Raw genomic sequence first — 17,094 nt, 5'->3', positions numbered from 1 at the left:
CCTATTATCTATAAAACGACAAATTAATACTATTCGTTATATCAGTCGTGTTTCCCTGTAAAAGATTCTCAATTTTTTCATAAAAAGATTTTGTTGAATGAAACAGAATTATTTTTAGTGGATCTGTGTGAATTTTTGTAGAATAACAAACATTCCCCCGGAAATATTGTCGAATATCATCAACGGATTTTTAAAGTGATAGAATAGAACTGGTGGTATAATTTGGATTATATACTATTTATAGAAGGTAGGGAGAAGGCTTGGAACAATTCATACATATTTATGTGACAAGTGATATTCATGGCTATGTTCTCCCGTTAACGTACGGTAATAATGAAAAAGCGGACATAGGATTGGCTAAAACTGCAGCTTCATTAAAAGAACACATGTCTAACCGCCCCAACACCCTCCTCATTGATAACGGAGATCTTATTCAAGGAACGCCGCTAACTTACTATCACACTAAAACAGATCAAGATGATGTTAATCCAATGGTACTTCTTTTAAACGAATTGCATTATGATGCTGCGATAATAGGAAATCATGAGTTTAATTATGGTCTTCCTTATCTATATAAAACGATTGAAGAATCTAGATTTCCTTGGCTCTCAGCTAACATCGTACACCAAGGAACAGAGAAAGCGGTCTTTGGACAACCTTATATCATCAAAACTTTTGAGTGCGGGATAAAAGTGGCGATCTTAGGATTAACTACACAATATGTACCGAACTGGGAGAATCCAGAACATATTAAAGGACTTTCTTTTCTGGATGCGGTGGAGACGGCAAAAAAATGGGTTCCTTATCTACGATCGAAATCAGATGTCATGATTGTTTCTTATCATGGTGGTTTTGAGAGAGATCTCAAAACAGGGAAACCAACGGAAACGCTCACGAAAGAGAACCAAGCGTATCAACTGTGTATGGAGATCGAAGGAATCGATGTGCTAATCACCGGTCATCAGCATCGCTTGCTTGAAGGTGAAGTGAACGGAGTCACGATCATTCAGCCGGGGACACAAGGAACTGAACTGGGGTATGTAGAAGTAAAAGTTAAAGGTGAAGGTGATTCATGGAAATTGGAAAATAAACGAGCGAAACTTCTTTCTGTGAAGGACTACGAACCTGATCAGCAGGTGTTGGATCTGATTCAGCCGTACGAAATTAAAACTCAAAAATGGCTAGATCAGCCTTTAGGACAAGTAGACGGGGATATGAAGATTACCGATCCTATGTTAACGAGGCTAGTTGATCATCCGTTTATTGAATTTATTAATAAGGTGCAGATGGATGCAGCGGGTGTAGATATTTCGAGTACAGCTCTTTTTGATGATCATTCCAAAGGGTTCTCGAAACATGTTACGATGCGCGACATCGTTTCAAATTATGTGTACCCAAACACGTTAAAAGTGATTGAGATTACAGGGCGAGATATGAAGGAAGCGTTAGAGAGATCAGCTTCTTATTTTTCTGTAAACGAAGCGGGTGATCCGGTGATTAACCCAGCGTTTTCAATTCCGAAGCCTCAGCATTACAACTATGACATGTGGGAGGGTATTGATTACACGATTGACCTGTCAAAGCCGCTCGGACAGCGAATTGTGAGTTTACAGTATAAAGGAAAATCGATTGAATACGACTCCTTATACAAAGTCGTTATGAACAATTATCGTGCAGGTGGAGGCGGTGATTATCCCATGTTTAAGGAAAAACGTGTGGTGAAGGATATTCCGATCGATATGTCTGAACTGATGGCAAACTATATCTTGAATAGAGGTACGATACAAGCAACGTGTGATCACAACTGGCGTGTAATGGTTTCATCCTCCTTAAAATAATAAGAGAAGCAGGTGAAGCGGATGAAAAAGTGGGGTTGGTTCGTATTTGTAGTCATAGCAGTTTTGCTTGCTGGATGTTCGAGTGAGGAAAAAAGAACATTAAACGATAAAAACTTAACACTGCAAGATCATCCAAAAGGCGCTTATCCTCGTTATTACGATCAAGTTTCTAAGAAAGAAACACTAAAAGCCGTTCCATTCTCACTGGAACTGCCTGATCAATTGCCGTTTAAGGTCGCTCTTTCAACGTTTCAGATCTCCGATTGGGGTGAAAAACGAAATATCCTTGTAGATTCTGTTTTTTATCCGAGACAAGAAGGGCAAAATGTTTATTTAGCTTATCGAGTATCTAATTTTCTCCCGAAGACCGAGAAGTTAGAAACGAAAGACGAAGTGGAGTTAAGGGATGGTACAGATGCTTATTTTTCGGGAAGTGCAGATCTGCCTATCCTTGCTTGGAAAAAGGATGGTCTATTCTATAAAATCGAGTACTTAATCAAGGAAGATGCAGACAGAAAAGCGGAGAAAAAGAAGTTGATCGAAGCGGCAAGTTCTGTCTTTGAATAATTTTATAGAGAAATGAGGCCGTGGAGCGACTGATCTCTTGCGGCTTATTCTTTGAAATCGAGTGGTTTACAAAAAAATATGATAATATGGTTCAAAGGAGGGGATAATCTTGCAAAAACTGGAGTTTGAATCTGCATGGGACAAGACTATTGCCCACCAAGACAGAGAAGAGATAAAACGGGTCTTCTCTGAATTAAGTGCTGAAGAACATGTGAGACAGCAGGCTGTAATTTTGAAAACAGCTTATAATCATAAGGAAGAATTTTTAGTGACGGTGCTTGTAAATAATTATTCAACAGAGCCTTTATCTTTGATCGGCAAAAAAGTGCTGTATCAAGAAGAGGGGTATACGATCGGTGAAATGGATTCCCGTTATACGTTAGAAATTCCTCCGGAAACGAGTATGCCTTGGACGTTTATTTTTCCAGCAGCATCACTAAGAAGAAATCCATCTCGAGAATATGGAAAATTAATCATCATGTAAAGCGGGGGAAACGTGTGAGAACGATTATTTGGTTTATTTATTTTTGGGGAGTTTTATTAAAGTTGATTCCCTCATTAAACCGTGTAAAAAAGTTTTATAAAGCTGGAAAGATAGAAGAGCGTGACCGGTTGGTTGACCAGAAAGTAAAAGAGTGGTCAACATCGCTCGTTAAACTTAGTGGAACACGTGTTACAGTAAGCGGTGAGGAAAACATCCCGAAAGACACAGCTGTTCTTTTTGTCAGCAATCATCAAGGTAACTTCGATATTCCAATTCTTTTAGGCTATATCCAAAAACCAAAAGCCTTCATCTCAAAGATCGAGGTCAAGAAGATGCCTTTTATTGGGACATGGATGGAGCAGTTAAACTGTTTGTTCATGGACCGTAAGAATGTAAGGCAGTCTGTGCAAGCGATCAATGAAGGAGCTAAACTGCTGAAGAACGGAACATCTCTTGTTATTTTTCCTGAGGGAACGAGAAGTAAAGGCAACGAAATGTCAGAGTTTAAAGCAGGAAGTTTTAAACTAGCGACTAAATCTGGTGTGCCGATCATTCCCGTTACGATTAACGGTTCTTATAAAATTATGGAACAACAAAAGTTTTGGATCAAGCCAGCGGACGTTCACCTTACTGTTCATCCACCGATCTATCCAGATCAACATCAAGATGCAAAAGAATTAGCAAGGTTGTCAGAGGAAATTATCAAGAACGGTGTAAAAAAAGCCGTTTCTTAAGAGCATCCTATTGAGGGAAGTGCGAATGTTGGCGAAAACAGCTTAACGAATAACCTGTACGAATAGCATTTATATTTGTTATTATTGGGTTAGAAGGTAATAATTTCTAGGAGGAATACCATGACAGGAACAATCACGGTCATTATGATATTCTCGATCCCCATTATTGCAATCGTACTAGGTCATTTCCAACAACAGACGAAACTTAAACATAAGATGCTACAAGATGAGATAGAACTGGAACGTTTAAAGCATGACAACTATGTGATCGAAACCCAAAAGATGAGAATTGAACTCGAACAGATGAAACTGCTCGATTCACCTGATCAGAAAAAATCCGTATAAAAAGAGGATGACTCAATAGCTAATCGCTTTTGAAGTCATCCTTTTTTGTTGGAACCTTTTTATCTGTAATTGATGAACTGCACATCAATCGGCAGGTTTGCTTCTTTAACTAGCGCAATAATCTGCTGCAGATCGTCTCGGCTCTTTGCTGTTACACGAACTTGATCATCTTGAACTTGGCTTTTCACTTTTAGTCCAGAATTCTTGATCAGCACATTGATTTTTTTTGCGTTGTCTTTATCAATTCCAGTTACAAGCTTTGCACGTTGGCGAACAGTTCCGCCTGAAGCTTGCTCAACCTTGCTGTAATCTAAGTTTTTTGTTGGCACACCGCGCTTGATCAGCTTTGTGATCAAAACGTCTTTTAGCTGCTCTAGCTTGTACTCGTCATCAGAAACTAAAACGAGCTCTTCACTAGATTTGTCTAGTGTGATCTCACTTTTACTACCCTTGAAATCATAACGAGTTGTAATTTCTTTTGTCGCGATATTGATTGCGTTGTCTACTTCTGATAGATCTACTTGTGAAACGATATCAAATGAACTTTCTTTAGCCATTTTGTGAAACCTCCTGACGATTACTTCGTTTATATAGTTACAGTATAAATACATTGTGGTTATGTTTCCAGTTTGTACACATTTCTTTCCGTGGAAACGGGTACAAAATATAAGATTTTATGTTAAAATGAAGGCTGGAAAAATTGACAGAATGTTTGAACCACTAGGAGGAGTACTTGTTGCTTCATTACAAAACGTACACACACGAAAAAAATCATCAATGGGTGATTTTTGTCCATGGAGCTGGGGGCAGTTCATCCATATGGTATAAACAGCTAAGAGAATTTAAACAACATTTTAATATTTTGCTTGTGGATCTAAGAGGTCACGGTAAATCACAATCTGATAAATTTTTATTAAAAAAATATTCGTTTAAAGAGGTCAGCCTTGATGTGCTTGAAGTGATGGATCATTTAAAAATCCAAAAAGCTCATTTCGTAGGGATTTCTTTGGGGACGATTTTAATTCAAACGATCGCAGAGCTTTACCCTGATCGGGTTGCTTCCATGACGCTTGGGGGTGCGGTGACAAAGATGAATTTCCGCTCAAGGTTCTTAATCGCGATGGGCAATCTTTGTAAGTCGTTCATTCCATACATGTGGCTGTACAGCTTATTTGCTTGGGTGATCATGCCGAAAAAGAGACACGAAGCTTCACGTTCTTTGTTTATTGGAGAAGCCAAAAAGCTTTGTCAAAAAGAATTCAAGAGATGGTTTAAGCTTACATTAAAAATTAATCCATTTTTGCAAAGTCTGCGTAAAAAAGAGATACCGATTCCAACGCTTTACATCATGGGTGAGGAAGATTATATGTTCTTACCACCGATTCAGGCGTTCATCGATAAGAAGAAGCATTCGAAGCTTTTAACCATTAAAGATTGCGGACATGTATGTAATGTTGACCAGCCAGAGCTTTTTAACAAAAGTTCGATTGAGTTTATTCGTAAGCAGATTGCTGCTGCACCGAATGCGTCTTAAAACTGTTTTCGGATACAGTGTGGTCTTTGGAAGTTGTTGATTTCCGTTTCAGGTGCTCGCTTTCCGGGGGGCGTGCGGTGAGCCACCTCGTCGCCATGCGCCCATAGGTGTCTCACCTGGCCCGCTGATCCCCCAGGAGTCTCACACCTTACACTCCAATCAACTACTCAATGATGTCTTTTTTAGAGACGAGAAAAAGTTAAACATATGAAACGACCCTTTAATCAGGGTCGTTTCTTTGCGTTATGTTAGTTTTAGTTTTGCCAATTATCCTGAAGATGGGGTGGTGAACGTATGATTTGTTTCACTTTCCCAGACTACATTTCCTGCGGAATCTTTTTTGATGAACCTGAATTCTAGTGCTTTACCCGTGGGCACGCTGATGTCGTAGTACCATGTCGGATACGCTGCGATGATTTGATTGTAAAATGGTCCTACTGCTTTGGCGGCATTCAAGTTTTCTAAATCTCGTCGTTGTGCCATGATTCAAAGCTTGCATTCACGGAGCCAATCTTTACATAACCAGCCGAGTTCCGCAGGGCATACCTCTTACGGTGAGTGTTTGCTCAGTTCTATAATAGAAGGTAGGATCACCGCGTGATGTAAGCATAAGTTGTTTAAAACTTGAAGGCCAAAGATTGATTATTAGAGGGAAGACAGAATGAAAAGGATTCAAAAGTAATTTTTAGTGAGTAGAAGGTATTTAGACTTAGATTTCATTTAAAAATGATTGATTTTCCTCTTCACTTTTTTCATCAAACTATTATTTAGAGTGTTCACATGCTCCTCGTTTTTGACCAATATTCGATAAGCATCAATGATGGATAGAGTTCGAACCAAAATGTAGACCCCTATGCCGATTAGTGCAATAACGATCGGGGTGTACGGAATTAAAACGTCTACCTCCACCCATTCTTTTTTAACGATCAAAAAGAAGATGGCTCCTCCGACAATAGAACAAATTCCGATCATCATCACTGCGGTATACTTTTTCTTAATCTCTTCGTATCTGATTTTCAAATCTTTTAAAGAATGTTGGTCAAAAATCAGCATTTCTTTCTTAAGTAAGCTGTATCGATCTTCTTTTATGATCCCAGCTGTAATGGTTCCGATTCCGAGAACGGCTATTAGTATCGTTAAAAGGGTAAAAGTGATCGGCTCTTCCTTAAATAAGAAGTAAGGGATTGATGAAAAGATAACAAGACTAAATCCAAGGGCAAGGTATTTGGAAACTTTGTTTTGAGATAGTAGATATCCTTCTGCCATCTCTTTGCTCACATAATATCCATTTTCATTACTCTGCTCAACAGTATCTTTCAATAAGTAATCAATGGAGACTTCAAAAATGTTACCGAGCATCAATAGTTTTTCCGTTTCAGGAAAGCCCTGCCCGTTTTCCCATTTACTAATTGCTTGCCTAGTCGTGTTTAATTGTTCGGCCAGTGCTTCTTGCGAGAGGCCATTTTGTTTTCTAAGCTTAAAAAGTTTTTCACTGAATGTCATAGATGAGCTCCTTTCATTTACTAATTTTATTGTAGTAAAACAATGTATGATTTTCTATATTTTAGCAGGTGCACTTTGTCAACTTGAGGTTGCACCTATGTTATATCCACTAAAATAGGTGTGAAGGCATAACAAAAACGACCAAGTAAATTGGTCGTTAAAAGGGTGTTGATCGTTTCTTAGTCAGGTTGATGGTGCGAGCATCCTTTAGCGGCAATCAACCACTTACAAAAACAACGAACTATACAAATCGTTTTTTTTTATAAACTTACAGCGCGTGCAATCGTGAACAGACGTGAAGCGGGGTGGAAGCCTTTTGTGATTAAGTCTTTGATGATGGTTGCGCCTAACATGCTGTAGACAGTACCGTTACCGCCAAAACCTAAACAATAATACTCGCCAAGACGGTTCGGGTGTTCACCGATATATGGCAGTCCGTCATGCGACTCACCAAATGTGGCACACCAAGAATGAGAAATTTTTGGCGATAGATCCGGAAAATGTTCTTTGATCTTTTGGAGAATACGCTCACCGCGCTCTTCGATAAGTCCTTCATTTAACGGCGCTTCTGCTTTGTCTTCATCAAGACCGCCGGCAACGATTCTTCCATCCTTAGTCGTTCTCATATAAAGGTAAGGGCGTTTCGTCTCCCAAATCATCCATTCTTCATACCACGTTTTCAGTGATGGAAGTGGTTCTGTTACGATGGCATACGAACGGTTTAGGTCCGCTCCTAATTGCTGAGCTAAAAAGTCGTTCTCATAACCAGTCGCAAAGATAACATAGCGCGCTGAAATGGTGCCTTTTTCGGATTCGCAGGTAAAGCCGTGAACGGTTTTGGTTTTACGAATAAGAGGTGTTTGTTCAAAGATTCTAACTCCTGAAGCAGCTGCATCCTTTAGTAAGATCTGTACACACTTGTACGGGTTCACATCTGCATCACCACTCGTAACGAGAGCGGCGGGTTTCGAAAAAGGAAAACGTGAAGAAATCTCTTGAGGCTCTAAGTACTCAACTGGAAAATCGTACTTCTTTAACGCCTCGTATTCACGCTGGAGTTTTAACGTATCTTCTGGAGAGCTAGCATAATACAAGCTCTTCTGTTCACGGAATTCAGGGTCTTCGGATAATCCAGACGTCATCTTCTTCAAATCTTCTAACGCTTGTAAACAAAGCTGATAGAAATAGACGGCGTCCTGTTCACCTTGCTGTTCAATGAGTTCGTGAAGCATCTTATCACTTGAGAATTGCAAAAGCCCTGTGTTTGCTGATGAGCTTCCTGCACCGGGGTGCCTTCTATCGATCAATACAACATCTAATTCCTTTTCTTGACCGAGCACATGGGCACAAAGCGCACCTGCCATGCCTCCACCAACAATTAGTACATCACACGATATATCTTCTTCAAGAACCGGGTACTGACCCGTGTTTGTATAGGTTTCAGGCCAATAGAGCTGACCATTGTGTAAATTCATAGTGACTCCTCCTCGTCTTCTCTTCATTCCCCCTATCTTCTGTAAAGAAACGCATGAGAAGAAACTTTTTCAAAAATATGGATTTTGTGTGAATACTCCTGCTGCAAGAGTTAAATTAAGAAAAAAATTTTATAAAAAATGAGTAAGTAAGCAAAAAAAAGAGTTGCATGCCCGATTGGACATGCAACTCTCCTCTTCAACTTATGGCAGAGTATTTACTTTATCTTCTTCTTTTACAAACAATAAAATCTTACCCATGTCGAGCTTCTTTTCATATTGATCTGCTTCTACATCAGATAACCCTAATTCTGTCATCTTGTTGCGAAGCTCATCGCCTCTGGACTCAAATACATTGCTGAGTGCCGTGCCGAGTCCTTCTTCTTTTAAACCGATTGTATTAACATCCGCTTCATGAGCGAGATCTTTTGTGTCATCCTTTTCGTGGGATAATACGTATAAGTTGTCTTCGTGAATACCTCGAGCTTTCAAATCACTTGCAGCTGCAATTAATTCTTGTTGAGAGTTAAATTCATGTACGATAGGTTTTACCATTTACTATCCTCTCCTTTAAACGAAGTTATAGTGTGTATTCACGAAATCGAACAGGGTTAAACATCCTTTTTCAAATGCATACCGGGATAAAAGTACTAAATTAACGGCCGAAATCCAGCTGTGTAGGCATAAACTCCTTTTTTATTGGAATATAACGTTTTTACACCATTTTTACGAAAATCCTCTATCATTTTACATTTCAAAATATATACTTTTAATTGTTGAGTTTTTTTACAAAATGAGTGATAGGGGAGTTTGTTTAATGAAAAAGACATTATCAGCTTTAGCACTTGCTTTAGGATTAACACCAATCGGCGCAGGCGTACATGCAGAGGAACACGCCATCCAAAAACAAAAGGGACGTTACTTAGATGTTCAACTGCTTGGAGTAAATGACTTTCATGGACAGATTGATATTACACGTAAAGTGGCAGGGGAATCTGTTGGACGCGCAGACTATCTAGCAAGCTATTTAAAGATGAGAGAAAGAGAGAACCCTAACACGCTTTTAGTGCATGCAGGCGATATGGTAGGAGCGAGCTCTCCGACATCTGCATTGCTGCAGGACGAGCCGACAGTAGAGATCATGAATAAGATGGGCTTTGATGTAGGGGCACTAGGAAACCATGAGTTTGATGAAGGCGTAGATGAGATGATGCGTTTGATAGACGGTGGAACTCATGATAAGACGGGTTATTTTGAAGGTGCGGACTTTCCTTATGTGGCTGCTAATGTCATAGATAAAAAGACGAAGGAAAATATCCTTCCTCCTTATGTGGTTAAGAAGGTTAAAGGTGTAAACATTGGCATCATCGGAGTGGTTTTCTCTGATACGCCGGATATCGTCATTCCAAGTGGAACGGCAGGCGTTGAATTTATAGATGAAGCAGAAGCAATTAATAAAGCTGTGAAATCTCTTAAGAAAAAAGGCGTAAAGTCTATTGTTGTTCTAGCACATAATCCCGTTGAGCAATCAGCGACCGGAGAAGTGTCTGGTGAACTCGTGGATATGGCAAACAAAGTAGACGATGAAGTTGACGTAATGTTTGGCGCGCACAATCATAGAAATGTGAACGCTGTAGTAGATAACAAGCTGCTCGTACAAGCTTTCTCTTACGGAACAGCCTTTGCAGATGTGGATCTTAAAATTGACCGCCGCACAAAAGATATCGTAAAAAGTAAAGCAGAAGTCGTTACAGTATTGCAAAAAGGTGTAACACCGGATTCTAGTATTACAAAAATTATTAAGCAAGCCGAAGACCAAGTGGCACCAATCATCAATGAAGTCGTAGGGAAAACGGATCAACTGCTATCAGGAACAGAAGCGTATAATGGTGAGTCTGTGTTAGGAAATGTGATCGCAGATTCTATGACAGAACAGACGGGTACGGATTTTGCGTTTATGAATCCAGGTGGTATTCGTGATGTGATCAACCCGGGTGAAGTGACATGGGGAGAACTTTTTAACGTGCAGCCGTTTGGGAACGATTTGGTCACGATGACGTTAACAGGTGCACAGATCAAAGAACTTTTTGAATCTCAATGGGCAACGGATAAAGAGAAAATGCTTCAGATTTCTGGTCTGAAAGCTACGTTTGATCTTTCGAAACCAGTTGGCGATCGAACAGTTTCTATGGTTAAGAAAGATGGAACACCGATTGAAGCAGAGCAAGAATATACCGTAACCGTAAACAATTTTATGGCTGGCGGCGGTGATGGTTATACCGTTTTATTAGAAGGAAAGAATCCAACAGTAAGTGTTACGGATCTTGAAGCGCTAGTGAATTATTTTAAAAATCGCGATACCGTATCCGCACAGATTGAAGGACGAATTACGAAGATCAATCCTTAAAAAGAAAAAAGGCAAAGCGAGTAATGCGCTTTGCCTTTTATATTTCTATTCTCCGCGTTCCACAAGATCAAGTCTTCCTGTAGCCGGATCGATAACGAGACCGTGCACTTTAATATCTTCAGGAAGCAACGGGTGATTTTTCACAAGTTGCACACTGTTTCTCACAGAGTCCTCAACACTGTCAAACCCTTGAACCCATTTCTTCAAATCGAGTCCAGAATATTTTAACGTGTCAAACGTCGACTCTTCAATGCCACGGTCTTTCATCTTGGCAAGCAATCCATCCGCGTTTACATTGCTCATTCCGCAGTCATAGTGACCGATGACCATAACTTCTTCTGCTTTTAGTTCATAGATGGCCACAAGGATACTTCTCATAATAGAACCGAATGGATGCGAGATAACCGCTCCAGCCGATTTGATAACTTTTACATCACCGTTCTTAATATTCATCGCACTTGGCAACAATTCAGTCAGGCGCGTATCCATACAAGACACGATAACAAGTCCTTTATCAGGAAATTTAGTAGTTTGGAAAGGTTCGTATTCTTTGTTTTCAACAAATTGGTGATTGAACGCTAAGATTTCGTTAAGTACGGACATGATTCTCCTCCTTGTTTCTACAGAAAATAATTAATGAATAAAAAGATTTAGAAGTATACGTCTTTTTCTATCATATTCAGCTTAAACTCGCTAACATATTCACTTCTATATTCACTATTATACAAAAATGTGGGCCGAATCTGCTCTTTTTTGTATCTGAAGTGAATCTTTTGTTGATAGAAACTTTAAAACAAAAGCACATTGTGACAAACATTTTATTAAAAGGTACGTATAATCGCAATTAACACCACATACATTGGTAAGTTCGAAGGGAGGATGAAATAAAGAAAAACACTTGCCAGTAAAGTAGGGTTTAAATAGATCGGTACAAATCAATGAAAATTTGAAAGGGGTAGGGAAGATGGAAGTTATGACGTATGTGCTTTGGGTTCTGCTGTTAATGGGGTCGGTTATGAAGAACTACATGGTATCAGTTTCTATGCCGAAAACGGGACAAGTTATCGTGGCGAATGAACCAGGTGTGAACTTCTTTTCGTATGGGGAAGTGAGTAACAAGAATGCATCGGAAGTTATTTCTGCAATTGCCGTGCCTTTCGATAATCAGAATTTCAGTTGGGTGGATACGTCATAGATTACATAAGCGTCGAGAATAATTGTTTGTAGAGTGATTGGAGTGTAAAGAGATGGGGCTAAGGAGGTCTGCTGCTAAAAAGTAAATAGGGCTATTTTTCGCATTCACTATCATGCTCGCGGCAGGATCACCGTACGTGTGCTAGTGTATGAATATACTTGAGCGGAATTTGGAGCAAAAGGCAGCTTGTTTGAGCTGTCTTTTTTGGCATTTATTTTATTTATGTGAACGGGTTTGATAGAATAAGAAAAAAACAATTGTGGTGAAACCGATGAATATATCAGTAAGTCAGTTTGCAAAAAAAATAGAAAAGCATGTTGCTGAGATGAAAAGATTGGACGAAAACTCTCCTAAACTGCGCGAACATGTATCAGCCATTCAAACATTGTGCGAATTAATGCTAGAAGCGGATGACGATGATTCAAGTGTTGACGTAAAAGGCTGGGTACCGTCTTATCCCGTTCAAAAACCAGCAAGTCTAGTAACCGCTCCTCCTCCCGCAAAAAAACATCAAAAGTCTATGATGGACTTTGATATGGACTATGAGGATGACGATCAAGACGAAAAAGACGGCAACGGAGACTCTATTTTTGATTTTTAATACAAGTTTGTTGGAAAACCTGCTCTTTGTGAGTGGGTTTTTCTTTATTGTATTGGTTTGAATGAGTTGAGAGCACTTGTGGTGGGGTAGCAGGAGGGGGAATTCCGGAAATTCTGGAGATAATCCCGCGAGAAACAAGGTTAATTCCGCGAGTTCGCACAATAATTCCGCGAGTTTTCCCCACATTTCCCCGTTTTGATATTTTCACAAGGGTCTTCTCACAACGAACATTCTATTCCAAAAGGTTGTTGTTTTTAAATAATTTTCTACTTTGATAGTTGATTGTAGTGGAAGGTGCGAGACTCCTGGGGGACAGGCGGGCAGTCCCAAGAGTGGAAGTGGCTCGTTCAGCCCCGACAAGCAAAAGGTGAATGGGCTAGGAAGGCGCCCTTTGCCTTCTGGACCATTTACTTTTGACCTCGAGGGGCTAGCCACTGCAACTGGACAGGTGAGACACTTATACGAAAACCGGAAAGCGAGCACCTGGAACGGAAATCAACTACTTTCAAGGGCAACAATGAATGCGCAAAATATCCATAAAAAAAAACAGCACCACTATCAGCGCTGTTAGATCGATACATAAGTATTTTGGTGTTCCATTCTTGCATCTCTACGTTTTGCGATTTCAATTTTTTCGTTGATCTTTTTATTAGAAAAATAAATGGCAGTCACTGTTGCGATTAGACTTAGAGCAGCTAAACCAAGAATTGTATATATCATTGTAATAAGAAGTTCCATTTTATTGTTCCTCCTTTTATGTAATAATTTCTGTCTTATTTTTTGTTATTCCACTCCCTCATTTATTTAAACCTCTTTTTTGTATAGGTCCTTCGAATCAAAATAAAAATATGAGAAAGGAATGATGGTAAATAATCTCCGTTCGCATTATACTAAAATTACGAACATACGTTCTGTTTTGTTCGATAAAAAAAGAGGGGTGAATGGAAATGGTCGGAGCAAGTGAATGGTTAAACTTAGTTAATCTCCTCGGTAATGTGGGCTTCCCTATCGTCATTGCTGGCTACTTGCTTTTTCAGTTTGAGAGGCGTATTCAGAGTTTAGAGGGAATCATACGAGAACTTCACTCTGAATTAGTAGAGAAAGAGGAGCTTGAGCGTAAGATCGATCAATACGTCCGATTGCTTGACAGCGAACGTCAGCAGCCGAAAAAACGTTAGCGTTCGCTTTTTTTATCATGGACAACCATGTCCGCCAAAATATTTACAATCCTGTGGCAACCTTTGTATTGTCATTTTTCAATGGTAAGATAAAAGAAAAACAGGAGTGGAACAGGATGAAGCTTTTTCTTATATTAGGTGCGATTCACGCGATGCTTGCAGTTATGCTTGGAGCTTTCGGGGCACATGCACTCGAGGCTAAATTAAATGCAAGAAACATGTTAAATGTATACCAAACTGGGGTTCAATATCACATGTATCATGCGTTGGCATTGTTAGTCGTTGGTGTTTTACTTGGGAAATTTCCAGCTTCAACACTATTAACAGGAGCAGGGTGGTCATTTTTTATCGGTATACTGCTTTTCTCTGGAAGTCTATATGCCCTCTCAACCACAGGGATGAAATTCTTTGGTCCTATTACACCGCTTGGCGGCGTAGCATTCATCGTTGGTTGGGTTCTGTTGATCATCGCTGTTGTAAAAGCATAATAAAAGGCGCTCTCTTAAAAAATTTGAGGGCGCCATTTTTATAATTGCCTGAACCAGACAGGAATAATATCTATCAACGAGGGCTGTATTGTGACATTTGACCGCCTTGCTGTTGCTGCTGTTGCGTGCCATATGGATAGCTATAGTTGATCTCTTCATCAAACGTGACATAGTTTACATATACCATTAATAGTAGATAACGTTTACCTGTTTGCGGATCGCTTAAGATGATGTGATCGCGGCCAGCTGCTTCAATAATTCCTTTAAAAACTTTAGCGTTCCATTTTTCATTGTTCTCAAAGGTCATATAAACGGTCGCGACTTTCCCTTTGTTCATCCTTAAAATATTTTCGATGTAGGACTGCTCAAGCGGAAGCTGCCCGGGTGCACCAATATCTTGAAGAGGGCCGCCGCCCATTCCTGGTGCCTGCTGACTTTGGGCCATGTCTTGTGGAACGCCCATGCCTGCCATTCCTCCCATGCCGCCACCCATCATACCCATTCCATTCTGCTGTCGATAATAATCTTGGCCGTACGGATTAAAGTTGTTCATCAACAAACCTCCCTAAAAGGTGTTAAACACATTTGGACAATCGCTTTGTTTAGGCTGATAAAAACAGTGCGCCTTGAAGCTTCCTGCTCGCGGTTGATTGTACCAAGTTGCGGGACAAGGACCGCTTGGATCAAAAAACCATAACGAGTTTCGAGCGGGATGAAAACGCTGACCGTTAATAACCCTTTTGGCTAACCTTCTCTCATTCTCTCGCGCGCCTTGATAAAAATATCCTTTAATGGTCGCTTCAAATCCGCCTGGACGCTGAAACACCATCTGCTGCATAGTTCGGATATTTTTAAAATCAAGACAGTTGGAGCGAATCCGGTTCACCCCGGTATTACCTACAAGCAGCATGCCTTGATCGCCTTCACCCTCAGCTTCAGCACGTATGAGACGTGCGAGCAAGTCAATATCCTTATTTGTAGCTTTAATGACTGCCAATTGCCTTCCCCCTCTATGTTGTTAATCTTGATGTACAAGCAGGGAAACAGAACATTCGATATATGTGTATGAGCTGTTTTAGAAAACTAGACCAAATAAAAAAGATGACTCATCATAACAAATGAGTCATTTTCATCATTACACCTGCAAATAAGCGGGTACTGCTTCTTTTGTAAGGATGTTTCCAACATAGAAAGATCCGAACTCGCCATAGCGCGCACTTACTTCGTCAAAGCGCATTTCGTAAACGAGTTTTTTGAATTGAAGCATTTCGTTTGAGAACAGCGTTACGCCCCACTCCCAATCATCTAGACCAACTGATCCTGTGATGATCTGCTTCACTTTCCCTGCATACCCACGGCCGATCATGCCGTGAGAGTACATCATCTTCTTGCGCTCTTCCATCGGCAGCATGTACCAATTATCTTCGCCATCACGACGCTTGTCCATTGGATAGAAACATACATGCTTCCATTTTGGCAGCTCTGGGAACAGACGAGCTTTGATCATAGGATCCATCTCGCCGCTCTCGTTCTGCGGATTGTACGTACTTAACTCGACAACAGAAACGTAAGAGTATTCTTTTACTGTATGTTGTGCGAATGCTGTTTTGTTAAAGGCGTTTTCGATCTCGTTCAGTTCTTCCATCGTCGGACGAAGAAGCATCATCATAAAGTCTGCTTTTTGCCCCATGATGCTGTAAAGAGCATGACTGCCCACTTTGTTAGCTTCTACGTTCTCCCACTTCTCAAGGAACGTTAAAAATTCATTGATCGCATATTCTCTCTGGTCACCGGAAAGCGTTTTCCAAGCGGCCCAGTCCATCGTACGGAAATCATGAAGGCAATACCAGCCTTCTAATGTAATCGCTGCTTCACTCATCAATTATTCACTCCTTGCTAGATATAAACACGTCCCTACAAATATACCATAAGTAGGGACGAATCCAAAAAGGAGGAATTAGCTGTATTGGCGAAGCAACTGCTCGATCTTACTTTTAACACCAGCAGGATTTCCAAGCTCAGCGCGTGACAGTGTGAGGCGAACCTTCGTCTCATCCATGTCCATTGCTTCTGAAAGCATGCCGAACAAGCCTTTTCCTTTTTTATCGATTTCTAAGAACAGCTCGATGCTGTCTGTTTGTGGAACTAAGATCACTTCAAGTTCATCTAACTTTCCAGCATATGTTCCTGATGTTGGCACATACTCAAACTCTTGTAAAAACGGAAGTCTGCGGCGCATATAACGCGGTGCAGAACCGCAGTAAGCTTTTCTGAGGCGGAATCCAAGCTGCTCGATCGCATCAAAGATCGCAGACGTTTCAGCATCAGGCAGTACGCGAATCTGATCGTTATCTGTTGGGTCTACAGCCATCTGAATATCAAGCCCTGTTTTAATCCATACCGGCGTGTGGCCAAGTGTTAATGGAGCATCGTATGGAAGTTTAAGAGAGAAAGGAATCTCTTGCTGACTGCCTGCTTTAACAACAAGTGAGCTCGTTACGTTCGTTTTTTCAATCGCTGCAGTATCTCTCACTTTTTTGTCATCCACTTCTCGATAGTATTCTGTCATGACATAAAGAGTGATGTGGTCGATGTTTTGATCAACTTTACCGCCCTCGATTCTAATCTTTCCTGTAATGCTCTCACCAGGTGAGTACGTATCTTTATCTAAAATGGTGTCTACCTTTGCTGATCCAATTCCTACAGAAGCTAACATACGGTTTACAAAAGACATGTATAATTCCTCCT

At 40.3% G+C, this 17,094-nt stretch carries 22 protein-coding genes; 11 read left to right on the top strand and 11 right to left on the bottom strand.

The annotated features are described in order from the left end of the window. Positions 1–260: 260 nt before the first annotated feature. The 5 genes from I5J82_RS16435 to I5J82_RS16415 all read left to right on the top strand — a co-directional run bounded on the left by I5J82_RS16435 (position 261) and on the right by I5J82_RS16415 (position 3,968). Positions 261–1,838, top strand: coding sequence for a bifunctional metallophosphatase/5'-nucleotidase (locus tag I5J82_RS16435; RefSeq protein WP_198768743.1), 1,578 nt, complete (start codon positions 261–263; stop codon positions 1,836–1,838). A gap of 21 nt (positions 1,839–1,859) precedes the next feature. Continuing rightward, positions 1,860–2,405, top strand: a complete 546-nt coding sequence (locus I5J82_RS16430) for a hypothetical protein (protein WP_198768742.1) — start codon at positions 1,860–1,862, stop codon at positions 2,403–2,405. 109 nt (positions 2,406–2,514) lie between these two features. Next, positions 2,515–2,889, top strand: coding sequence for an SLAP domain-containing protein (locus I5J82_RS16425; RefSeq protein WP_198768741.1), 375 nt, complete (start codon positions 2,515–2,517; stop codon positions 2,887–2,889). A 14-nt stretch (positions 2,890–2,903) separates the two neighbouring features. Beyond that, positions 2,904–3,623: a lysophospholipid acyltransferase family protein gene (locus tag I5J82_RS16420; RefSeq protein ID WP_198768740.1), complete on the top strand. Its 720-nt coding sequence runs from the start codon at positions 2,904–2,906 to the stop codon at positions 3,621–3,623. Positions 3,624–3,743: 120 nt separating this feature from the next. Then, the gene (locus I5J82_RS16415) at positions 3,744–3,968 is read left to right on the top strand and encodes a hypothetical protein (RefSeq protein ID WP_066399175.1); all 225 of its coding nucleotides are present in this window, start codon (positions 3,744–3,746) and stop codon (positions 3,966–3,968) included. A 59-nt stretch (positions 3,969–4,027) separates the two neighbouring features. On the opposite strand, the gene I5J82_RS16410 is transcribed toward I5J82_RS16415, so the two are convergent. Further along, positions 4,028–4,525 (bottom strand): YajQ family cyclic di-GMP-binding protein, encoded by a 498-nt coding sequence (locus I5J82_RS16410; RefSeq protein WP_198768739.1) that lies wholly within the window; start codon positions 4,523–4,525, stop codon positions 4,028–4,030. A gap of 179 nt (positions 4,526–4,704) precedes the next feature. Here I5J82_RS16410 and I5J82_RS16405 point away from each other — a divergent pair, with 179 nt between their 5' ends. Then, entirely contained in the window at positions 4,705–5,502 is a 798-nt protein-coding gene (locus tag I5J82_RS16405; RefSeq protein ID WP_137791191.1) for an alpha/beta fold hydrolase, read from the top strand. 267 nt (positions 5,503–5,769) lie between these two features. On the opposite strand, the gene I5J82_RS16400 is transcribed toward I5J82_RS16405, so the two are convergent. The 4 genes from I5J82_RS16400 to I5J82_RS16385 all read right to left on the bottom strand — a co-directional run bounded on the left by I5J82_RS16400 (position 5,770) and on the right by I5J82_RS16385 (position 9,032). Further along, the gene (locus I5J82_RS16400; protein ID WP_198768738.1) at positions 5,770–5,985 is read right to left on the bottom strand and encodes a carbohydrate-binding module family 20 domain-containing protein; all 216 of its coding nucleotides are present in this window, start codon (positions 5,983–5,985) and stop codon (positions 5,770–5,772) included. Between the two features lie 237 nt (positions 5,986–6,222). Continuing rightward, the gene (locus I5J82_RS16395) at positions 6,223–7,005 is read right to left on the bottom strand and encodes a helix-turn-helix domain-containing protein (protein WP_198768737.1); all 783 of its coding nucleotides are present in this window, start codon (positions 7,003–7,005) and stop codon (positions 6,223–6,225) included. Between the two features lie 260 nt (positions 7,006–7,265). Further along, positions 7,266–8,480, bottom strand: a complete 1,215-nt coding sequence (locus I5J82_RS16390; RefSeq protein WP_198768736.1) for an NAD(P)/FAD-dependent oxidoreductase — start codon at positions 8,478–8,480, stop codon at positions 7,266–7,268. 201 nt (positions 8,481–8,681) lie between these two features. Next, positions 8,682–9,032 (bottom strand): YflT domain-containing protein, encoded by a 351-nt coding sequence (locus tag I5J82_RS16385; protein ID WP_066399166.1) that lies wholly within the window; start codon positions 9,030–9,032, stop codon positions 8,682–8,684. A gap of 262 nt (positions 9,033–9,294) precedes the next feature. On the opposite strand from I5J82_RS16385, the gene I5J82_RS16380 reads away from it, so the two are divergent. Then, a complete protein-coding gene (locus I5J82_RS16380; RefSeq protein WP_198768735.1) occupies positions 9,295–10,884 on the top strand; it encodes a bifunctional metallophosphatase/5'-nucleotidase in 1,590 nt (529 codons plus the stop codon). Between the two features lie 45 nt (positions 10,885–10,929). On the opposite strand, the gene I5J82_RS16375 is transcribed toward I5J82_RS16380, so the two are convergent. After that, on the bottom strand, positions 10,930–11,487 hold the full coding sequence (locus I5J82_RS16375; protein ID WP_198768734.1) for a beta-class carbonic anhydrase: 558 nt from the start codon (positions 11,485–11,487) through the stop codon (positions 10,930–10,932). A gap of 361 nt (positions 11,488–11,848) precedes the next feature. Between I5J82_RS16375 and I5J82_RS16370 the strand changes: the two genes are divergently transcribed. Both I5J82_RS16370 and I5J82_RS16365 read left to right on the top strand, forming a co-directional pair. After that, positions 11,849–12,079 (top strand): hypothetical protein, encoded by a 231-nt coding sequence (locus I5J82_RS16370; protein WP_198768733.1) that lies wholly within the window; start codon positions 11,849–11,851, stop codon positions 12,077–12,079. 271 nt (positions 12,080–12,350) lie between these two features. After that, positions 12,351–12,680: a YwdI family protein gene (locus I5J82_RS16365; RefSeq protein WP_198768732.1), complete on the top strand. Its 330-nt coding sequence runs from the start codon at positions 12,351–12,353 to the stop codon at positions 12,678–12,680. A gap of 567 nt (positions 12,681–13,247) precedes the next feature. On the opposite strand, the gene I5J82_RS16360 is transcribed toward I5J82_RS16365, so the two are convergent. Further along, entirely contained in the window at positions 13,248–13,418 is a 171-nt protein-coding gene (locus I5J82_RS16360; RefSeq protein WP_153236725.1) for a hypothetical protein, read from the bottom strand. 203 nt (positions 13,419–13,621) lie between these two features. Here I5J82_RS16360 and I5J82_RS20625 point away from each other — a divergent pair, with 203 nt between their 5' ends. Together I5J82_RS20625 and I5J82_RS16350 are read left to right on the top strand one after the other, a co-directional pair. After that, entirely contained in the window at positions 13,622–13,858 is a 237-nt protein-coding gene (locus I5J82_RS20625) for a YvrJ family protein (protein WP_332873668.1), read from the top strand. A 116-nt stretch (positions 13,859–13,974) separates the two neighbouring features. After that, a complete protein-coding gene (locus I5J82_RS16350; protein ID WP_144696801.1) occupies positions 13,975–14,346 on the top strand; it encodes a DUF423 domain-containing protein in 372 nt (123 codons plus the stop codon). Positions 14,347–14,419: 73 nt separating this feature from the next. On the opposite strand, the gene gerQ is transcribed toward I5J82_RS16350, so the two are convergent. From gerQ to I5J82_RS16330, 4 genes are all read right to left on the bottom strand, one after another. After that, the gene (gene gerQ / locus I5J82_RS16345; protein ID WP_233096513.1) at positions 14,420–14,899 is read right to left on the bottom strand and encodes a spore coat protein GerQ; all 480 of its coding nucleotides are present in this window, start codon (positions 14,897–14,899) and stop codon (positions 14,420–14,422) included. Between the two features lie 12 nt (positions 14,900–14,911). Beyond that, positions 14,912–15,343 (bottom strand): cell wall hydrolase, encoded by a 432-nt coding sequence (locus I5J82_RS16340; RefSeq protein WP_198768731.1) that lies wholly within the window; start codon positions 15,341–15,343, stop codon positions 14,912–14,914. Between the two features lie 138 nt (positions 15,344–15,481). Continuing rightward, on the bottom strand, positions 15,482–16,225 hold the full coding sequence (hemQ, locus tag I5J82_RS16335; protein WP_198768730.1) for a hydrogen peroxide-dependent heme synthase: 744 nt from the start codon (positions 16,223–16,225) through the stop codon (positions 15,482–15,484). Between the two features lie 78 nt (positions 16,226–16,303). Then, positions 16,304–17,080 (bottom strand): sporulation protein, encoded by a 777-nt coding sequence (locus tag I5J82_RS16330; RefSeq protein ID WP_198768729.1) that lies wholly within the window; start codon positions 17,078–17,080, stop codon positions 16,304–16,306. Positions 17,081–17,094: the final 14 nt, after the last annotated feature.

It is taken from the genome of Fictibacillus halophilus (assembly GCF_016401385.1).
Lineage (GTDB): Bacteria > Bacillota > Bacilli > Bacillales > Fictibacillaceae > Fictibacillus > Fictibacillus halophilus.
The sequence above is the reverse complement of the archived record's forward strand: the minus strand, read 5'-3'. Positions and strand labels throughout refer to the sequence as shown.

Coding starts and splice junctions, on each gene's coding strand:
- I5J82_RS16380 (WP_198768735.1), top strand. CDS start 9,295: ATGAAAAAGACATTATCAGCTTTAGCACTTGCTTTAGGATTAACACCA.
- I5J82_RS16360 (WP_153236725.1), bottom strand. CDS start 13,418: ATGGAACTTCTTATTACAATGATATATACAATTCTTGGTTTAGCTGCT.
- I5J82_RS16375 (WP_198768734.1), bottom strand. CDS start 11,487: ATGTCCGTACTTAACGAAATCTTAGCGTTCAATCACCAATTTGTTGAA.
- I5J82_RS16385 (WP_066399166.1), bottom strand. CDS start 9,032: ATGGTAAAACCTATCGTACATGAATTTAACTCTCAACAAGAATTAATT.
- I5J82_RS16430 (WP_198768742.1), top strand. CDS start 1,860: ATGAAAAAGTGGGGTTGGTTCGTATTTGTAGTCATAGCAGTTTTGCTT.
- I5J82_RS16350 (WP_144696801.1), top strand. CDS start 13,975: ATGAAGCTTTTTCTTATATTAGGTGCGATTCACGCGATGCTTGCAGTT.
- gerQ (WP_233096513.1), bottom strand. CDS start 14,899: ATGAACAACTTTAATCCGTACGGCCAAGATTATTATCGACAGCAGAAT.
- I5J82_RS16365 (WP_198768732.1), top strand. CDS start 12,351: ATGAATATATCAGTAAGTCAGTTTGCAAAAAAAATAGAAAAGCATGTT.
- I5J82_RS16400 (WP_198768738.1), bottom strand. CDS start 5,985: ATGGCACAACGACGAGATTTAGAAAACTTGAATGCCGCCAAAGCAGTA.
- I5J82_RS16415 (WP_066399175.1), top strand. CDS start 3,744: ATGACAGGAACAATCACGGTCATTATGATATTCTCGATCCCCATTATT.
- I5J82_RS16390 (WP_198768736.1), bottom strand. CDS start 8,480: ATGAATTTACACAATGGTCAGCTCTATTGGCCTGAAACCTATACAAAC.
- I5J82_RS16370 (WP_198768733.1), top strand. CDS start 11,849: ATGGAAGTTATGACGTATGTGCTTTGGGTTCTGCTGTTAATGGGGTCG.
- I5J82_RS16330 (WP_198768729.1), bottom strand. CDS start 17,080: ATGTCTTTTGTAAACCGTATGTTAGCTTCTGTAGGAATTGGATCAGCA.
- hemQ (WP_198768730.1), bottom strand. CDS start 16,225: ATGAGTGAAGCAGCGATTACATTAGAAGGCTGGTATTGCCTTCATGAT.
- I5J82_RS16395 (WP_198768737.1), bottom strand. CDS start 7,005: ATGACATTCAGTGAAAAACTTTTTAAGCTTAGAAAACAAAATGGCCTC.
- I5J82_RS16410 (WP_198768739.1), bottom strand. CDS start 4,525: ATGGCTAAAGAAAGTTCATTTGATATCGTTTCACAAGTAGATCTATCA.
- I5J82_RS20625 (WP_332873668.1), top strand. CDS start 13,622: ATGGAAATGGTCGGAGCAAGTGAATGGTTAAACTTAGTTAATCTCCTC.